Source organism: Ignavibacteriales bacterium (assembly GCA_026390775.1).
Classification (GTDB): domain Bacteria; phylum Bacteroidota; class Ignavibacteria; order Ignavibacteriales; family Melioribacteraceae; genus Fen-1258.
This window is the reverse complement of record JAPLFF010000003.1, coordinates 680791-698265: the sequence shown is the minus strand read 5'-3', so window position 1 is coordinate 698265 and position 17475 is coordinate 680791. Positions and strand designations below refer to the sequence as shown.

Below are 17475 nucleotides of genomic sequence, written 5' to 3'. Positions count from 1 at the left end.
TTTGCACATAACACTTCAAAGAAGACTATTATGATAAAATTTGTTACTACAGGTGAATCCCATGGTAAAGGATTAATTTCTGTTGTTTCAGGATTTCCTTCCAATCTTAATATCTCTGAAGAATATATCAACGAACAATTAAAAAGAAGACAGGCAGGTTATGGACGCGGTCTTCGTATGAAAATTGAATCTGATACTGCGGAGATTATTTCCGGAGTGCGTTTTAATAAAACGCTTGGTTCTCCAATCTCTATGTTTATTAAAAATAAAGATTGGGAAAATTGGACCGACATAATGAGTGTTGCAAAAAATAATAATGATACTGAAAAGATTATTATTCCTCGCCCAGGTCACGCAGATCTGGTAGGAACTCTTAAGTATAATTATGATGATATAAGGAATTCCATTGAAAGATCAAGCGCAAGAGAAACTGCCGCAAGAGTTGCGGCTTGTTCTATTGCACGTAGATTGTTAAGTCAATTTGGAATTGAAGTCGGAAGTTATGTTGAAAACATCGGCGGTATATTTTCAAAAGGAGATTTTGCAAATAAATATTTTGATGGTAAAGAAGTAGACTCACTTAGTGCAGAGCAAATTAATCGTCAATCCGATAAAAGCAGTGTACGAGTTTTAGATCCTCTACAGGAAAAGAAGATCATAAATAAAATTAAGCTGGCTAAGAAAAGAGGAGACACACTCGGAGGGACTTTTTTTGTAGTTGCAACAGGTGTCCCTGTTGGACTTGGAAGTTTTGTTGATTACGATTCACGTCTTGATGCGGAGTTATCCAGATCAATAATGTCAATTCAAGCAGTGAAGGGAGTTGAAATTGGATTAGGTTTTGAATCAGCACTACGATTTGGTTCAGAAGTTCATGATGAGATTACTTTAAGTGGAAAACAGTTTACGAGAAGAACTAATCGCGCTGGTGGAATTGAGGGAAGTATATCTACCGGAATGCCGATAATAATCCGCGGTGCAATGAAACCGATTTCTACTTTGATGAATCCTTTGGAGACAATTGATCTATCAACAATGAAAAAAATAGAATCACGAAGAGAGAGAAGTGATTTTGTTGCTGTTCCTGCTTGTGCAGTTATTGCTGAATCAATGGTTGCTTGGACAATTGCGAACTTCTTCTTACAAAAATTCAGCGGCGACTCGATAGAAGATGTTAAGGATAACTATAAGAATTATACAGAAAAACTATATAGCAGAACCAAGAAAAATTTTACAAGGAATTAGCGATTCAATATTATTACGATTGTAAAAGGAAGGAATTGCTTTGTTTTCCCAACACTCTTTAATAATAATGCACTTTATAAAAATCTTATTTATTGCTCTATTCTTTTAATTCTTACAGAATTTTATATAAGTATAGACTCACATTTTAATTCAAAACAATCATTTATTTTGCTTAAGTTATTATTAAAGATAGCCTTTGATTTTCCTTCTACACTTATATATAAATTATACTAAGCAATCTTTGAGGAGCTTTTCATGGAAGATGAAAAACGTTCTGCGCAGATTATTATAGAAGAAAATAAAAGACTCAAATCTGCCATTGCCGAACTCTCGATCCTCAACGAAATTGCAACCGCAATTTCTTCAACTTTGTCGCTTGAACAAATTATTCAATTGATTGTCCAAAAATGTGTTAAGCATCTGCATGTTGAACAAGGTGCTGTTATGCTCATTGATTCGACTGATGAAACAAATCCCTTCCACACATTCATTCGTAAGCAAAACACTGGTATAATAGATACAAATTCTTTCCATCTAGACACTCAGCTTTCCGGTTGGATGATTCTTCACAAATCTCCGCTTCTTGTAAATGACTTCAAAAACGATGACCGAATAAAATTTATTGAAAAGAGAGCCGATCTTAAATCAATTTTAGCAGTGCCCCTTATGTTGAAAAGCAAATTGATCGGTGTGGTTTCACTATTCAATAAACGCGATGAAAGAGAATTCACTAATGAAGATCAAAGATTACTTTCAATCATTGCTGGGCAATCTTCACAGGTAATAGAAAACGCACGACTCGCCCTTAGAGAGCAGACTCTTATTAAAGTCCAAGAAGAAATGAGGCTGGCAAATAAGATTCAAACTGATTTGCTTCCAAAAGAAATACCACAGTTTAAAGGTTATCAACTTGCAGGGAGAAGTATTCCGGCAAAGGAAGTTGGTGGAGATTACTTTGACTTCATGAAAATTGACAATGACTCTGTTGCATTTTGTGTTGCAGATATATCAGGAAAAGGGTTGCCAGCAGCACTATTAATGGCAAATCTACAAGCTACTTTACGAGGACAGACATTTCTAAACGTATCTTGTACTAATTGTATCTCTTTTACAAATAATCTTCTTTACACAAATACTGATTCTAGCAAATATGCTACACTTTTCTATGGAATACTAAATACGAAAGAAAATATTATAAAGTATTGCAATGCCGGACACAATCCGCCATTTCTTTTTACTGATAACTCAAAGACTCAAAAATTAGAAATTGGCGGTGTGGTTGTTGGAATGATTCCTAATTCTAAATTTCAAGAGGGTATGATTGAAATAAATGAAAACGATGTATTGATTCTTTACTCTGACGGTGTAACAGAAGCAATGAATGCGGCGGCTGAAGAATTTGGGGAAGAAAAAATGTTAGATATTGTCCGCACAAACTTGAAATCTACAGCTGAAGAAATTGTTCAAAAAATACTTGATGAAGTAAAAGAACATTCCAGAAGGGTGGAACAATCGGATGACATAACAATAATGGTAATTAAACGGATTGAATAAAAATAAAATGGAGAACTATCATGAAAATCAATGTGGTTGAAAAGTACACATCGGTTGTTATCGAGCTCAAAGGAGATATCACAGGCGGAACTAAGAATGAAGAGTTTAGTGATACTCTTCGTAAGTTGATATTAGAGGGGAAGAAAAATTTAATAATTGATCTTAAAGAAACCGGATATGTAAATAGTTCGGGCTTAGGAATGTTGATTAGCGGATATACAACAGTAAAGAATGCAGACGGTAATCTAAAGCTTGCTAACGCAACCGAGAAAATTACAAGCCTGCTCGTAATCACAAAGCTTATTACTGTATTCGAAAATTATCCCTCTGTGGATGAAGCTGTAAAAAGTTACAGCTAGAAGTGATTATAGAATTATATCGTTCCAATATTTCATTTGAACTAGGAGTTAAGACATGATTGGTAAAACAATATCACATTATAAAATTTTGGAGAAACTCGGTGAAGGCGGGATGGGCACTGTATACAAAGCTCAAGACACAAAACTTGACCGCTTTGTTGCACTGAAGTTTCTCCCATCTCAGATCACTGCCACAGAGGATGCGAAAGCAAGATTTGTTCAGGAAGCTAAAGCTGCTTCTGCTATGAACCACCCGAATGTATGTACTATCTATGACATACAAGAACACGAAGGACAACTTTTCATTGTAATGGAATTTATAGACGGTGTTACTCTAAGAAATAACAAACAAAATCTTTCAGAGAAAAAAATTCTTGATATCGGTGTACAGGTGGCTGAAGGTCTTGCAGCGGCTCACGAGAAAGGGATTGTTCACAGAGACATAAAACCAGAAAACATAATGATCCGGAAAGACGGCATCGTTCAAATAATGGATTTCGGTCTAGCAAAACTTTACACATCAAGCAATGCAAGCCGACTTACAAAACTAGGAACTACAATGGGAACGATGGGTTACATGTCACCCGAACAGGTGCAAGGACTCGATGTTGATCACAGGACAGATATTTTTTCTTTTGGAGTGGTGCTCTATGAATTGCTTGCAGGAGAATCACCATTTAAGGGTATGCATGAAACGGCAATAATGTATGAGATAGTAAATGTGGATGCTGCACCAATCTCTTCTGTTAAAGAAGGCATAGATCCACAACTTGACGGAATTATTCTTGAATGTCTGGAAAAAGAAAAAGATGATAGATGTCAATCTGCTAAAGAATTAGCAAAAGATTTGAGGAAAATAAAAAAATCTTCTGGACAAAGAACAAGTAAAAAATATAATGTTAATCCCGCTTTATTTAATACTGCAACCGGACAAATAACAGCTGTTACTCCTTCAGGATCATTCACTGTTGAAATTTTGAATCGCAGAATTGATTTATCAAAATTCTTCCGCTCATCTATTTTCCCATGGATTTTTTCTATAATATTATTAATAGCGCTAGTTTCCACTTGGTTAGTTCTTAACAAACCATCCCAAGAAAAAATTATAACAAAATTTTCACTTGATATCGGTGATGATAAAATACTTGATTTAAATTCATACCCAGCCATGGCAATATCACACGACGGAAGTAAATTGGTATTTAAGGCAAACAGTAAATTTTATATCCGTAAAATGGATTCGATAGAACCCGTTCTTATACCGGGAACAGAAAATGCTTCAACTCCTTTCTTTTCACAAGATGATAAATGGCTTGGATTTTTCACAAATGGAAAGTTGGAAAAAATTTCGTTAGGTAGTGGAACGCCTGTTGTACTAGCAGACGTTGGAGATAATAGAGGAGGAACCTGGGGTAAAAATGGCAGTATTGTTTATTCAGCTTCTCCAACTGAAGGTTTATCGCTCATATCCGAAGCCGGAGGGACTGCAAAAAAAATTACGACAATTGATTCTACAAAAAAAATAGAACGGACTCATCGCTGGCCTTCATTTCTACCTGATGGTGAACATGTTCTATTTACAGTTGGAACACTTACAAGTCCCGATTATTACGAAAATGCTTCTATTGATGTTGTAGATATAGAAACCGGCGAGAGAAAAACACTTATAAAAAATGCTAGCACAGCGAGATACATAAATTCCGGGCATATTCTTTTTTCCCGTTCCGGAGTTCTTTATTTAGTTCCATTTGATGTAGACAGACTTGAGGTTAAAGGTGAGCCTGTCCCCGTGGTTGAGGGAGTATTCAGTGAAACTACAACTGGAATTACTAACTATATGGTCTCGGATAATGGCACACTAGCTTATATACCCGGTGCCATAGAAGGAGGAAGCAGAAAAATTGTAAAAATAAATATGAAAGGTGAAGTTACAAGTTTAGATTCTGTCGGGCATCCATATCTCGAACCACGACTTTCTCCAGATAACAAAAAAATTGCTCTTGTAATTCGTGATGAAGAAAATTTTGACATCTGGATTTTTGATATAATGAGAAAAGCATTAAACAGGTTAACATTTGGAGGTATAAATCGAACACCGCAATGGTCACCGGATGGTAAAAATATTGCGTATATGAAACAACTTGAAAAAGGAAAATTTGGGATTTATATAAAATCGTATGATGGTAGCGGAAATGAAGTTGAAGTATACAGAGGGGACACGAGACTATATTTAGATTACTGGACACGAGATGGTGCAAATTTAATTATTGATAATCTAACTAATGGTGCCCAATCTGACCTTCTTGTTGTTCCGTTAAAAGGGGACAAGAAACCGTGGAAATATTTAGATTCAAAGAAAGATGAATATGAAGCTAGTATTTCTCCTGATGGAAAATGGTTGTCCTATCTGACAGATGAATCAGGTTTGTACCAAATTTATGTTCGCTCATTTCCAAACAAAGAAGGTAAATGGCAGATATCCACCGATGTGGCTGAAGAACCAAGATGGTCACCGGACGGAAAAACTATTTACTATCGAAAAAGTTCACAAATGTTCTCAGTCCCAATTTCCACATCGCCTACCTTTGCAGCCGGAATACCAAAAGTGATGTTTAGTGGTTTCCCGGCTATGAATGTAGATAGCGGAATAACATTCGATATAACTTCTGACGGAAAGTATTTTATTACAACAAGCCTGGTTAAAGGGATAAGTTTCAAAAATATATCATTAGTTCTGAACTGGACCGATGAAATAAAAAATCAAACCTTAACTAAGAAATAAAGATATTAAAATGATAGGGAATATTATTCTTCATTATAAGATTTTGGAAAAACTCGGCGAAGGGGGAATGGGAGTAGTTTATAAAGCAGAAGACACCAAACTCAAGCGTATTGTTGCACTGAAATTCTTACCTCATCATCTTTCTATTTCTAATGAAGATAATGCGCGCCTGCTCAACGAAGCCCAAATGACTGCAAAATTAAATCATCCTCACATCTGTACTGTTCACGATATTGAAGAAGCAGATGAAGAAAGATTTATTGTAATGGAATTTGTTGACGGAGTAACACTCAGAAAAAAAATAAAAGAGAATAACCTTACAATTGAAGAATCTGTGAACTATGCAATTCAGATTGGTGAAGCACTAGAAGAAGCGCATTCACAGGGAGTTGTCCACCGGGATATAAAACCTGATAATATAATGATCAACAGCAAGAACCAGATTAAAGTAATGGATTTTGGAATAGCAAAGTTGAAAGAGGGATTAGGTGTCACACGAACGATGAGCACTTCAGGCACGGTTTCATACATGGCGCCAGAACAGTTATCAAATTCAAAAATAGATGGAAGAGCAGATATATTTTCTTTAGGCGTTCTCTTTTATGAAATGTTGTCGGGCAGACTGCCGTTCAGGGGAGAACATCATGCATCAATGATATACTCGTTAATGAATGAAGAACCTGAGCCGATAAATAAATATTTAACGGAAGTCTCATCAGAAATGCTTCATGTGCTTAACCGTGCATTAGAGAAAGATCCCGGGGATCGCTACCAGCACATTGATGACATGGTTAGCGAGTTACGAAGAGTACAAAAACAATCGGCTAGAGTTTCCCGGCGAACGATTGGAGAGACATCTGTCCATACATCAGGTGAAAAGACTACTGAAACACTTAACATAGAACGCAACACATCGGAAACCAATCATAAAATTCAATCACAAAAGCGAATTCGACTGCTCATTGGGTTAGGGATAATTCTTGTTCTTCTTATTGCTGGATTCATTGGGTACACATCATTTTTCGGTAAGCATCAATCAATAGATTCAATCGCAGTCTTGCCGTTCGAGAATGTCGGTGCCGACCCGAACACAGAATATTTGAGCGACGGAATAACAGAAAGCCTTATCAATACACTGTCGCAGTTATCCAATCTTACAGTGATGTCGAGTAGCTCTGTGTTCCACTACAAAGGGAAAGACATCGATCCGCAAAAAGCTGGCAAAGAGTTGGGTGTAAAGGCCGTGCTTAGAGGCAGAGTCACTCAGCGGGGCGATAACCTCCAGATCAGTACGGAACTTGTGAACGTTTCAAACAATAGTCACATATGGGGCGAGCAGTACAACAAAAAACTTTCTGATATTCTTACAGTTCAGGAAGAAATATCGAAAAACATTTCCCAAAAATTGAGTTTGAAACTAATCGACGAAGATGAAAAAAAACTTACAAAACATTCCACCGAAAACACAGAAGCATATCAGCTCTATCTCAAAGGAAGATTTCACTGGAACAAACGCAACACCGATCATCTTGAAAAAGCTGTTAACTATTTCAATCTAGCGATTGAAAAGGATCCGGGCTATGCACTTGCATATGCGGGTTTAGCTTCGACCTATAGTCTTCTTCCGGAATATTCAGGTAAACCGCCTAAAGATTTCATACCGAAAGCTGAGAAGGCGGCAATGAAAGCAATGGAATTGGATGCAACACTGGCTGAACCCCATGCTGCGCTTGGATATAATATGAATAATCAATGGGACTGGAAAGGTGCAGAGAGAGAATATAAACGAGCCATAGAACTTGATCCGAATTATCCTACAGCTCATCATTGGTATGGAGAAATTCTGGAACAACAGGGCAAATTAGAAGAAGCCTTATCTGAAATTAAACGGGCACAAGAACTTGATCCTCTTTCTCCTATTATTGCCACTTTGGCGGGGGGAGTTCTTTACTACATGCGGCACTACGATCAGGCGATAGAGCAAATAAAAAAGGTCCTTGAGCTCGATCAGAATTTTCTTTATGTGCACGTATTCCTAGGTAATATCTATGTACAGCAGAACAAATTTGATGAAGCTATCAGTGAACATCAAAAAGTCAGACAGATCGTTGGATCTGACGATCCTTTTGGCTTGGGAAACTTGGGTTATGCGTATGCAAGATCAGGAAAGAAGAATGAGGCAATTAAGGTTCTCAATCAATTGTTCGAATTCTCAAAGAAGGGTTATACACTCTCGAATCAAATAGCCATGGTCTATGCGGGATTAGATGATAAGGATCAGGCATTCGAGTGGCTCGAGAAAGGATACAATGAGCAAAATAGGAATTTGGGATTTCTTAAGGTTCATCCTATGTGGGACAATCTCCGCTCCGATTCCCGCTATACAACTTTGCTAAAGAAAATGGGATTGGAAAAATGATTGGCAAAACAATTTCACATTATAAAATTTTGGAAAAACTCGGTGAAGGCGGGATGGGTGTTGTGTATAAGGCAGAAGACACTAAACTTCGCAGAACAGTAGCGCTTAAATTTTTACCGCATCATCTTTCTATTTCTAATGAAGACAATGCGCGCTTGCTCAACGAAGCGCAGATGACCGCAAAGTTAAATCATCCTCACATTTGTACTATTTATGATATAGAAGAAGCTGATGAAGCAAAATTCATTGCGATGGAATTTGTTGACGGAGTAACACTTAGAACAAAAATAAAAGATACAGGGTTGAGCATCGAAGAAGCTATAAACTATGCAATACAAATAGGAGAAGCATTAGAAGAAGCACATGCAAAGGGAATTATCCACCGGGATATAAAACCGGATAATATAATGATCAACAGCAAGAACCAAATTAAGGTAATGGATTTTGGAATTGCAAAGTTGAAAGAAGGATTAGGTGTCACACGAACAATGAGCACTTCGGGTACGGTTTCATATATGGCACCTGAACAGTTATCAAATTCAAAAATAGATGGAAGAGCAGATATATTTTCTTTAGGCGTTCTCTTTTATGAAATGTTGTCTGGCAGACTGCCGTTCAGGGGAGAACATCATGCATCAATGATGTACTCGTTAATGAATGAAGAACCAGAACCGATAAATAAATATTTAACGGAAGTCTCATCAGAAATGCTACATGTACTAAACCGTGCATTGGAAAAAGATCCCGGGGATCGCTACCAGCACATTGATGACATGGTTAGCGAGTTACGAAGAGTACAAAAACAATCGAATAGAGTTTCCCACCAAACGCTTGGAGAAACATCTGTCTATCCATCTGGTGGGAAGACTAATGAATTGACTGACATCGAACACACTACATCGGGAATTCGGAAAACAATTCAATCACAAAAACGAATTCGACTACTCGTTGGGTTAGGGATAATTCTTGTTCTTCTTATTGCTGGGTTCATTGGGTACACATCATTTTTCGGTAAGCATCAATCAATAGATTCCATTGCAGTTTTGCCTTTCGAGAATGTCGGTGCCGACCCGAACACAGAATATTTGAGCGACGGTATCACCGAAAGCCTCATAAATACACTGTCGCAGTTATCCAATCTCACAGTTATGTCGAGAAGTTCTGTGTTCCATTACAAAGGTAAAGACATTGATCCGCAGAAAATAGGCAAGGAGTTGGGTGTGAAGGCTGTGCTTGCGGGCAGGGTCACTCAGCGGGGAGACAATCTCCAGATCAGCACCGAGCTTGTGAACGTTTCGAACAACACTCACATTTGGGGCGAGCAGTACAACAAGAAACTGTCGGATATACTTGCTGTGCAAGAAGACATATCGAAAGAAATATCCCAAAAACTGAGCTTGAAACTAATCGACGAAGACGAAAAAAAACTTACAAAACGTTCTACCGAAAACACAGAAGCATATCAACTCTATCTGAAAGGGCGGTATCAGACATCTCTCTGGACGCCCGATGGGGCAAGGAAAGGCTTGGACTATCTCCAGAGGGCAGTAGAGCTTGATCCAGATTTCGCCCTCGGTTACGCAGGACTGGGAAAAGGTTACTACGATGGATCTGGCATACTCTTTCCACATACAGAGGGAATGCCCAAAGCACGAGAATTTCTCGAAAAGGCTCTATCGCTCGATGACAATCTTCAAGAAGCACATCTCTACCTTGGCGTTGTAAAGATGTTTTACGATTGGGATTGGAAAGGGGCAGAAAAGGAATACAAGCGAGCAATCGAGCTAAAACCGAACGATGCAGAGGCACACTCTTGGCATGCCTACTACCGCATGATTATTGAACGAAAGAGCGATGATGCTCTCATAGAAGCCAAGGGAGTACTAGATCTTGATCGACGTTCATTTCTCGCTAATTATTTTGTAGGCACGATTTTATATTACACCAAGCAGTATGATAGTGCGCTCAACCAGTTTCAGAACATGGTGGATCTTGATATTGATCCCGCCCTCGACGAATTATACATGGCGGATTGCTACGCAGAACAAAAAAGGTATGATGAGGCACTCGCTTTGCTTGAACGCAATGCAACCAAGTATGGTCGTACGAATGATAATCTTTTTGCCCTGGGGCGGGTGTATGCAAAAATAGGAAAAAAAAGCGAAGCACAGGAGATCATTAGTGAGCTTCATACCAGAGAAAAAAAACAATTTGTGCGTGCACTTTATTTTGTTGAAATTTATATCGAGTTGGGTGAGCTTGTTCATGCATTCGATGCGCTGCAGAAGGCATACGAGCAGCGCGATGAGCAACTTGTTGAGCTTAGCGTAAACCCACTCTACGATCCTATTCGCAATGATCCCAGATTTAAAGAACTCGTTAAGAAAGTCGGGCTGCCGGAATGATTGGCCAAACAATTACACATTATAAGATAGTTGAGAAAATTGGGAGCGGCGGATAGATGCTCAATATTCAACGATTCGTCTTCAGTCCTTTCTATGAAAATACTTATTTAATCTGGGATGAAAGTACAAAGTATGCGGCAATTATTGATCCGGGATGTAACGATGATAAAGAAAGAAGTGTATTAAATGAATTTATTAAAAAAGAATTGCTGCAAATAAAATATCTTGTTAATACTCACTGCCACATTGATCATATTTTTGGTAATGCTTACGTAAAAGAAAAATATAATCCAACATTTTTAGCACCGGAAAAAGATTTATTTATGCTAGATTTAATGATTGATGCCGCAAAAAATTATGGAGTGGATTTTTCACCTTCGCCTAAACCAGATAAATTCATTGATGAAACAGAGCCATTCATTCTTGGTGAATCAATAGGAAAATTTATTCTTACTCCAGGACATACGCCCGGAGAATATTGTCTTTATTTCGAAAAAGAAAAAATATGTTTTACCGGTGATGTATTATTTAGAAGAAGCATCGGTAGAACTGATCTTTGGGGCGGTGATTATGAAATGTTGCTAGATTCCATAAGGACAAAACTTTTCACATTGCCAGGTGAAACAATTATCTATCCCGGGCATGAATCACAAAGCACGATTGTAGATGAGAAAAAGAACAATCCTTTTTTCAAAAAGTGATAATTGATTTAACGGCGATTAATGGATAAATTGATTACGGAAATATTAAGGATGCAATTCAAAAGTAATGAAAGAGAAAAAAATATTACTCAAAAATAGTGTTGTATTATTTATTACTCTACTTTTTGTTTATATCGTTTTATTCGAATTCATATTGCCGATTAACAAAGTACTGCCTAAACCAAGCTCACTGTATGAATCCTTCATTCATATTTGGTCAGATTATAAATTACTTTTTGCGTTTACTACAACCACATCTGTAATATATGTCGCTATTACATTAAGCGTATTATTTGTTTATGTCGGAGCTAAATACTTTATAAAATTATTTATTGAAATGCGATATTCAATTCTGTCATTCCAAATATTCAGATTCATACCGATATTTTTTATTGTTGTACTTTTCAATTTCTGGTTGCCTAATAATCTGTTTGCAGAATTATTATTTGGATTTTCGGTTACTGCTTTCTTCTCCATGAATAAATTGTTTGATGAATCAAAGAAAATAAAAGAAGAATATTTACTCGTAGCCCGGAATCTCAACTTATCACAAAGTGATATTAATAAAAAGGTTTATTGGAAATCCGCATTGCCAGCATTGACAAAATATTATGAGAAAGTACACTTATCGCTTTGGACATTAATTTTAACTTATGAATTTATTGATAACACTCATGGTTTTGGATTTATATTCCGTACAGCATTAGATTATAAAGATTTTACAGGATTATATACTTTAGCAATAATATTGTCGTTATTGATTTGGCTGGGTAATTCAGTAATAAGATTTGTCAACAATAAAATTATTTACTGGGGTGCCGAATGATTGAAGTTAAAAATGTTTCCAAAATATATACTGATGATAATGGATTCAAAAATATTTTGTTGAATAATATTTCATTAAAAGTACCTTTTGAGAAAATCACTTCTATTATTGCACCAAGCGGTTCAGGAAAGTCTACATTACTGAAAATTATTTCCGGATTAGAATATGCAACGCATGGCGATGTTATGAAAAATGGGGATCACAAAATTGTTTATATACCTTCGCAGCCGTCATCATTCCCTTGGTTAAATGTTAAGGAAAATATTTCTCTTGGATTACTAAAAAAAGATTCTTCGGAAATAAAAAGTATTATAAGATTTGTCGGATTGGAAGGATATGATTCGTTTCATCCGAATAATAAAAGTTTTGGTTTCCGTTTTAGAATAGCTTTGGCTCGTTCGTTGGCACATCACCCGGCGGTAATTCTATTAGATGAACCATCCAACCAAATGGATATTCAAACTAAGAAAGAAATTTTATTGCTGATACGAGAGACACAAAAGACATTGAAAACAACTTTCCTTTTAGCTACTACAAATATTACCGAGGTGCTATTCTTATCCGATAAAATTTACCTAATGGGAAAAAGTCCTGGAGAGATTATAGCTGATCTTATGGTAGATCTTCCTAAAGAACGTAACGAATTAATTTATGATTCCGAAAAATTTATTCAGTTAAGATCGCAAATCGAAAAATCCTTCAAAAAAAATGATTCACAGTTGTTCAATCTTTCTATATAAAGGAATTAATCTGTGAAAGAAAAAATTGATAAACTTATAAAGCTGCGTGAAGAAGCGAAGCTCGGCGGTGGAAGTGAAAGAATAAAAGCACAACATGGTAAGGGAAAATTAACCGCACGGGAAAGAATTCAATTATTAGTTGATGAAGGAAGTTTTAATGAAATTGATATGTTCGTAAAACATAGGACAAGTGATTTTGGATTAGACAAACAAAAAATTGCCGGAGATGGAGTAATTACGGGTTTTGCAAAAATTAACGGAAGACAAGTTGCATTGTTCAGTCAAGACTTTACAGTTTTTGGCGGATCGTTATCAGAATCTCATGCAGAAAAAATTTGTAAAGTGTTGGATATGGCAATGAAGATTGGTATTCCGGTTGTTGGTCTAAATGATTCAGGCGGTGCTAGAATTCAAGAGGGGGTTGTCAGTCTTGGCGGATATGCAGAAATATTTCTTCGTAATACATTAGCTTCAGGTGTTGTACCCCAAATTTCTGCTGTATTGGGTCCATGTGCAGGCGGAGCTGTTTATTCACCGGCTATTACAGATTTTGTATTCATGGTAAAAAACACAAGCCATATGTTTGTTACTGGTCCCAACGTAGTTAAAACAGTTACTCATGAAGAAGTTAGTTTTGAAGATCTTGGAGGAGCCGATACTCATGCAACAAAAAGTGGCGTTGCACATTTTATCTTTGATAGTGAAGTGGAAGTATTGGATAATATCAGAAAGCTTTTAAGTTATCTTCCATTGAATTGGAAAGATCTCCCCCCTGAAAAGGATTTTGATCTAACAAAAAATCTTATAGAAGAAAAATTAGACAGAATAATTCCAGATAACCCCAATAAACCATATGACATGAAAGAAATTATTTTCACGCTTCTTGACGATGGTGATTTCTTAGAAGTACATGAAAATTATGCTCAAAATATTATTGTAGGATTTGGAAGAGTTGGCGGAGTAGTAGTTGGTGTTGTTGCAAATCAGCCAATGGTTTTAGCAGGAGTTTTGGATATTAATTCATCAGTAAAAGGAGCCCGCTTTATTCGTTTTTGTGATTCGTTTAATATTCCGTTACTTGTCTTGGAAGATGTACCGGGATTTTTACCTGGTACTGAGCAAGAGTGGAATGGTATTATCCGTCATGGATCCAAATTGCTTTTTGCATTCTGTGAAGCTACAGTTCCTAAAGTCACAGTAATAATACGCAAAGCTTACGGTGGTGCTTACGATGTTATGAATTCAAAACACATTAGAGGCGATTTTAATTTTGCCTGGCCAAGTGCTGAGATAGCTGTGATGGGTCCGAAAGGAGCTGTTGAAATTATTTTCAAGAAAGAAATTACATCAGATAAAAATCCCGAAGCTAAATTAAATGAAAAACTATCCGAGTATATAGAAAAGTTTACGAATCCTTATATTGCAGCAGAACGTGGATATATTGATGAAGTTATAATCCCCAGAGAAACAAAAATCAAGATCATTCAGGCATTTCAATTACTAAAAACGAAAGTTGATACAAATCCAAAGAAAAAACATTGTAATATTCCACTTTAGTAAATTCTTTTCGGCGAAAAATTATTTTTATAACTCCTTTAATATCAATTACTAAAGTTCAGGAATATGATAAGTAACTTGACAATCCAAACGTAAGAGATTAAATTGCAATCAAAATTCAATACAACGGAGTCTGTGTGAAAAAACTGCTATTCCTACCAATAGTTTTGTTTGTTACAGTTGTTTTGTCCTCATGTTCAGTTTTCAAATCATCACAAAAATTTACAACACAAACTATTAAAGATACGGTACGCACAGTAGAATCTTCTTCTAATATTAATGAATTGTTGGAAAGTGCCCGTAAAGATTATGTTAATGCGTTATACCAACAAAAACTCGGTTTTAAAGTTGAGACTCTTAATTATTTTGAATCAGCTCTATCCTCAGTAAATAAACTTAGCTATTATCCAGATATAGAAGAAAACACAACCTACGTTGAGTTAGAAAATTCAATTGTGGAAGATTACCAAAAGTATATTGAAGGTTTGGAAGAATTACCTGAAAATGCATCTATCAGTGCTTTAGACGAGTGGATGAATAAGAAAATTCCGGATGTTATAGCAGAGGAAGATAGTACAAAACCTGTACCGGTTGAAAAGAGTGTTATAGTTGTTGTTGGAGACTTTCCATTAGAAGTTAATCGCTATGTTGAACAGTACATAGAATATTTTACTGGCAAAGGAAGACATTATATAGAAAGTTGGCTTTCTCGTTCCGGTAAATATTTTCCATTAATGGCTAAAATTTTTGAAGAAGAAAAAGTACCTCAGCAATTAATCTTTCTAAGTATGCCTGAAAGCGGTCTGAGTCCGTTTGCTCGTTCATGGGCAAAAGCAGTAGGAATGTGGCAATTCGTAAAAGGAACAGCACGTTTGTATGATCTAAGTGTAAGTTTTAATATTGATGAAAGAAGAGATCCTGCAAAAGCGACACGTGCTGCTGCCAAACATCTTAGAGATTTATATTCTTCATTAGGAGATTGGTATTTAGCTGTAGCATCATATAATAGCGGTGAAGGAAGAGTTCGCAAAGCTATGAGACGATCAGGTTCAAGTGATTTTTGGGCTATCAGGCCGTACTTACCTAGAGAAACACGAAATTATATTCCACAATATATAGCTGTTACTCTTATTGCAAGTCAACATGAAAAATATGGCTTTACAAATATTCAGTATGAAAAACCCCATGAGTTTACTATTTATAAAATTAATGAGGCGATTGATCTTGGAATTTTAGCTAAATGTGCCGGGATAAGTGTTGAACTATTGCGTGAGATGAATCCGGAACTTACTCAAAGTATTACTCCTACAGATTACGACGGTGGTTATCCACTGCGCATTCCATCAAAATCGTTTGATGCTTTTGTAGAAAATCTAAAAAATATTCCAGACAATGCAAAGATTTTATATTCATCACATACTGTAAAACACGGAGAAAAATTATCTGGAATTGCAGCAAAGTACGATGTAAGCATAACTCAACTTGCTGATTTGAATAATATCTCTACACGAACAAAACTTCAACCCGGTACCGAATTAAGAATTCCGGTATCCAAAATAAATGAGAACGATATAGCAGTTAATACTGATATTCTTCCTGCAGTTGAAGAAGAAATTAAATCATTAGGTGAAAGTCCATCGTATAAATTAGAACTTACAAATAATGTTGATCAGGATAAATTTACAAAAATGTATCAAGCAATGGCTGGTGATTCAGTTAAGTTTATTAAACCGGAAGGAAAATCGCCGGTAACTTATACTGTTAAAAGTAAAGATAATTTAATTGATATTGCTGATTTGTTCAAAGTTCGTGTAACAGATATCAGAAATTGGAATAATCTGCCTTATACAACTACAATTAAAGTAGGGCAAGAACTTAGCATTTATGAACCGAATGAAAAAGTCGAATATTTTTCTTCATTAGATAAGATGAGTGAAGCAGAAAAGAATAATCTAATATTTGTTAATTCTGGTGATACTTGGGTAGAGCACCGTATTAGAAATGGTGAATCACTTTCAAGTATAGCAAATAGATATGGTGTTTCCACTTCACAAATAAAGGAATGGAATAACTTAAAAAGTAATAGACTTGTGCGCGGTAAAAAATTAATGATTTATTCAGGTGATACAAAGAGAATCGCGAGCAATAATTCAAGCGGTAACAATAATGGAAGAATTACAAAATATAAAGTTAAAAGAGGTGATTCTCTTGGTGAGATAGCAGAAAAGTTTGGTGCAACGACAGCTCAATTAAGAAAATGGAATAAACTTTCATCTAATAAAATTGTAATTGGTTCTATGTTAGCAGTACACGGTAAAGACATAGCAAAATCGTTAGGTGATAATACAACTCGAAAAGAATCTAATGTTGTTAGTTATAAAATTAAACCAGGCAACACTATTGGTGAAATTGCAGAAATGTTCAAAGTAACTATTGCTGATATTAAACAGTGGAATAATTTAAGCAGTAATAAACTCGTTGCTGGAAAATCAATTTCAATTTATTCTGATATTGATGCATCTAAAGTTGAAAAATCCAAAAAAGAGTTAGTCAGTAAAAATAATTCTAAAGAGAATGCTAATGAAAGATCTTCAAAAAGTTCATCTACTATGCATAAGATTAAAGAAGGTGAATCTCTTTGGACAATTGCAAAGAAATATCAAGTACATGTAAAAGATTTAATTGAATGGAATAAGTTAAAAGACGAACGTGTGAAAATTGGTCAAAGTATAAAAATTCAAAATTAAATTGTTCTAATAAATAAATTCAAGCTGTTAGGGGTGCCCTCGTAAGATAGAGTGGCTGAGAAAAAACCCTTAAACCTGATCTGGGTAATGCCAGCGTAGGAAAACGGGATAGGAATAATTAAGTGTAGCCGTTTTCCCAA

General features: G+C 36.0%; 11 protein-coding genes and 1 riboswitch. All 11 genes read left to right on the top strand.

Annotated elements, in window-relative coordinates:
* Positions 1 to 30: 30 nt before the first annotated feature.
* The 11 genes from aroC (at position 31) to NTZ27_03430 (ending at position 17335) form a co-directional block, all read left to right on the top strand.
* Entirely contained in the window at positions 31 to 1245 is a 1215-nt protein-coding gene (gene aroC, locus NTZ27_03480; GenBank protein ID MCX6173798.1) for a chorismate synthase, read from the top strand.
* 255 nt (positions 1246 to 1500) lie between these two features.
* The gene (locus tag NTZ27_03475; protein MCX6173797.1) at positions 1501 to 2799 is read left to right on the top strand and encodes a SpoIIE family protein phosphatase; all 1299 of its coding nucleotides are present in this window, start codon (positions 1501 to 1503) and stop codon (positions 2797 to 2799) included.
* 20 nt (positions 2800 to 2819) lie between these two features.
* Positions 2820 to 3158: an STAS domain-containing protein gene (locus NTZ27_03470; GenBank protein MCX6173796.1), complete on the top strand. Its 339-nt coding sequence runs from the start codon at positions 2820 to 2822 to the stop codon at positions 3156 to 3158.
* A 55-nt stretch (positions 3159 to 3213) separates the two neighbouring features.
* Positions 3214 to 5940, top strand: coding sequence for a protein kinase (locus NTZ27_03465; protein MCX6173795.1), 2727 nt, complete (start codon positions 3214 to 3216; stop codon positions 5938 to 5940).
* 10 nt (positions 5941 to 5950) lie between these two features.
* Positions 5951 to 8359: a protein kinase gene (locus NTZ27_03460; GenBank protein MCX6173794.1), complete on the top strand. Its 2409-nt coding sequence runs from the start codon at positions 5951 to 5953 to the stop codon at positions 8357 to 8359.
* Positions 8356 to 10764, top strand: coding sequence for a protein kinase (locus NTZ27_03455; protein MCX6173793.1), 2409 nt, complete (start codon positions 8356 to 8358; stop codon positions 10762 to 10764). The genes NTZ27_03460 and NTZ27_03455 overlap by 4 nt, the downstream gene beginning before the upstream one ends.
* A 56-nt stretch (positions 10765 to 10820) precedes the next feature.
* Entirely contained in the window at positions 10821 to 11465 is a 645-nt protein-coding gene (locus NTZ27_03450) for an MBL fold metallo-hydrolase (protein MCX6173792.1), read from the top strand.
* A 67-nt stretch (positions 11466 to 11532) separates the two neighbouring features.
* Complete coding sequence (locus NTZ27_03445; GenBank protein ID MCX6173791.1) at positions 11533 to 12291, top strand: ABC transporter permease subunit; 759 nt, start codon at positions 11533 to 11535, stop codon at positions 12289 to 12291.
* Positions 12288 to 13031 (top strand): ATP-binding cassette domain-containing protein, encoded by a 744-nt coding sequence (locus NTZ27_03440; GenBank protein ID MCX6173790.1) that lies wholly within the window; start codon positions 12288 to 12290, stop codon positions 13029 to 13031. Before NTZ27_03445 ends, NTZ27_03440 begins: the two co-directional genes overlap by 4 nt.
* A 12-nt stretch (positions 13032 to 13043) precedes the next feature.
* Positions 13044 to 14588, top strand: a complete 1545-nt coding sequence (locus NTZ27_03435; protein ID MCX6173789.1) for an acyl-CoA carboxylase subunit beta — start codon at positions 13044 to 13046, stop codon at positions 14586 to 14588.
* A gap of 137 nt (positions 14589 to 14725) precedes the next feature.
* Complete coding sequence (locus tag NTZ27_03430) at positions 14726 to 17335, top strand: LysM peptidoglycan-binding domain-containing protein (protein ID MCX6173788.1); 2610 nt, start codon at positions 14726 to 14728, stop codon at positions 17333 to 17335.
* A 19-nt stretch (positions 17336 to 17354) separates the two neighbouring features.
* Positions 17355 to 17454, top strand: a riboswitch (TPP riboswitch).
* Positions 17455 to 17475 lie beyond the last annotated feature (21 nt).

Bases quoted from the DNA above. Each gene is read 5' to 3' on its own strand.
- aroC (MCX6173798.1), top strand. From the start codon at position 31: ATGATAAAATTTGTTACTACAGGTGAATCCCATGGTAAAGGATTAATT.
- NTZ27_03475 (MCX6173797.1), top strand. From the start codon at position 1,501: ATGGAAGATGAAAAACGTTCTGCGCAGATTATTATAGAAGAAAATAAA.
- NTZ27_03470 (MCX6173796.1), top strand. From the start codon at position 2,820: ATGAAAATCAATGTGGTTGAAAAGTACACATCGGTTGTTATCGAGCTC.
- NTZ27_03465 (MCX6173795.1), top strand. From the start codon at position 3,214: ATGATTGGTAAAACAATATCACATTATAAAATTTTGGAGAAACTCGGT.
- NTZ27_03460 (MCX6173794.1), top strand. From the start codon at position 5,951: ATGATAGGGAATATTATTCTTCATTATAAGATTTTGGAAAAACTCGGC.
- NTZ27_03455 (MCX6173793.1), top strand. From the start codon at position 8,356: ATGATTGGCAAAACAATTTCACATTATAAAATTTTGGAAAAACTCGGT.
- NTZ27_03450 (MCX6173792.1), top strand. From the start codon at position 10,821: ATGCTCAATATTCAACGATTCGTCTTCAGTCCTTTCTATGAAAATACT.
- NTZ27_03445 (MCX6173791.1), top strand. From the start codon at position 11,533: ATGAAAGAGAAAAAAATATTACTCAAAAATAGTGTTGTATTATTTATT.
- NTZ27_03440 (MCX6173790.1), top strand. From the start codon at position 12,288: ATGATTGAAGTTAAAAATGTTTCCAAAATATATACTGATGATAATGGA.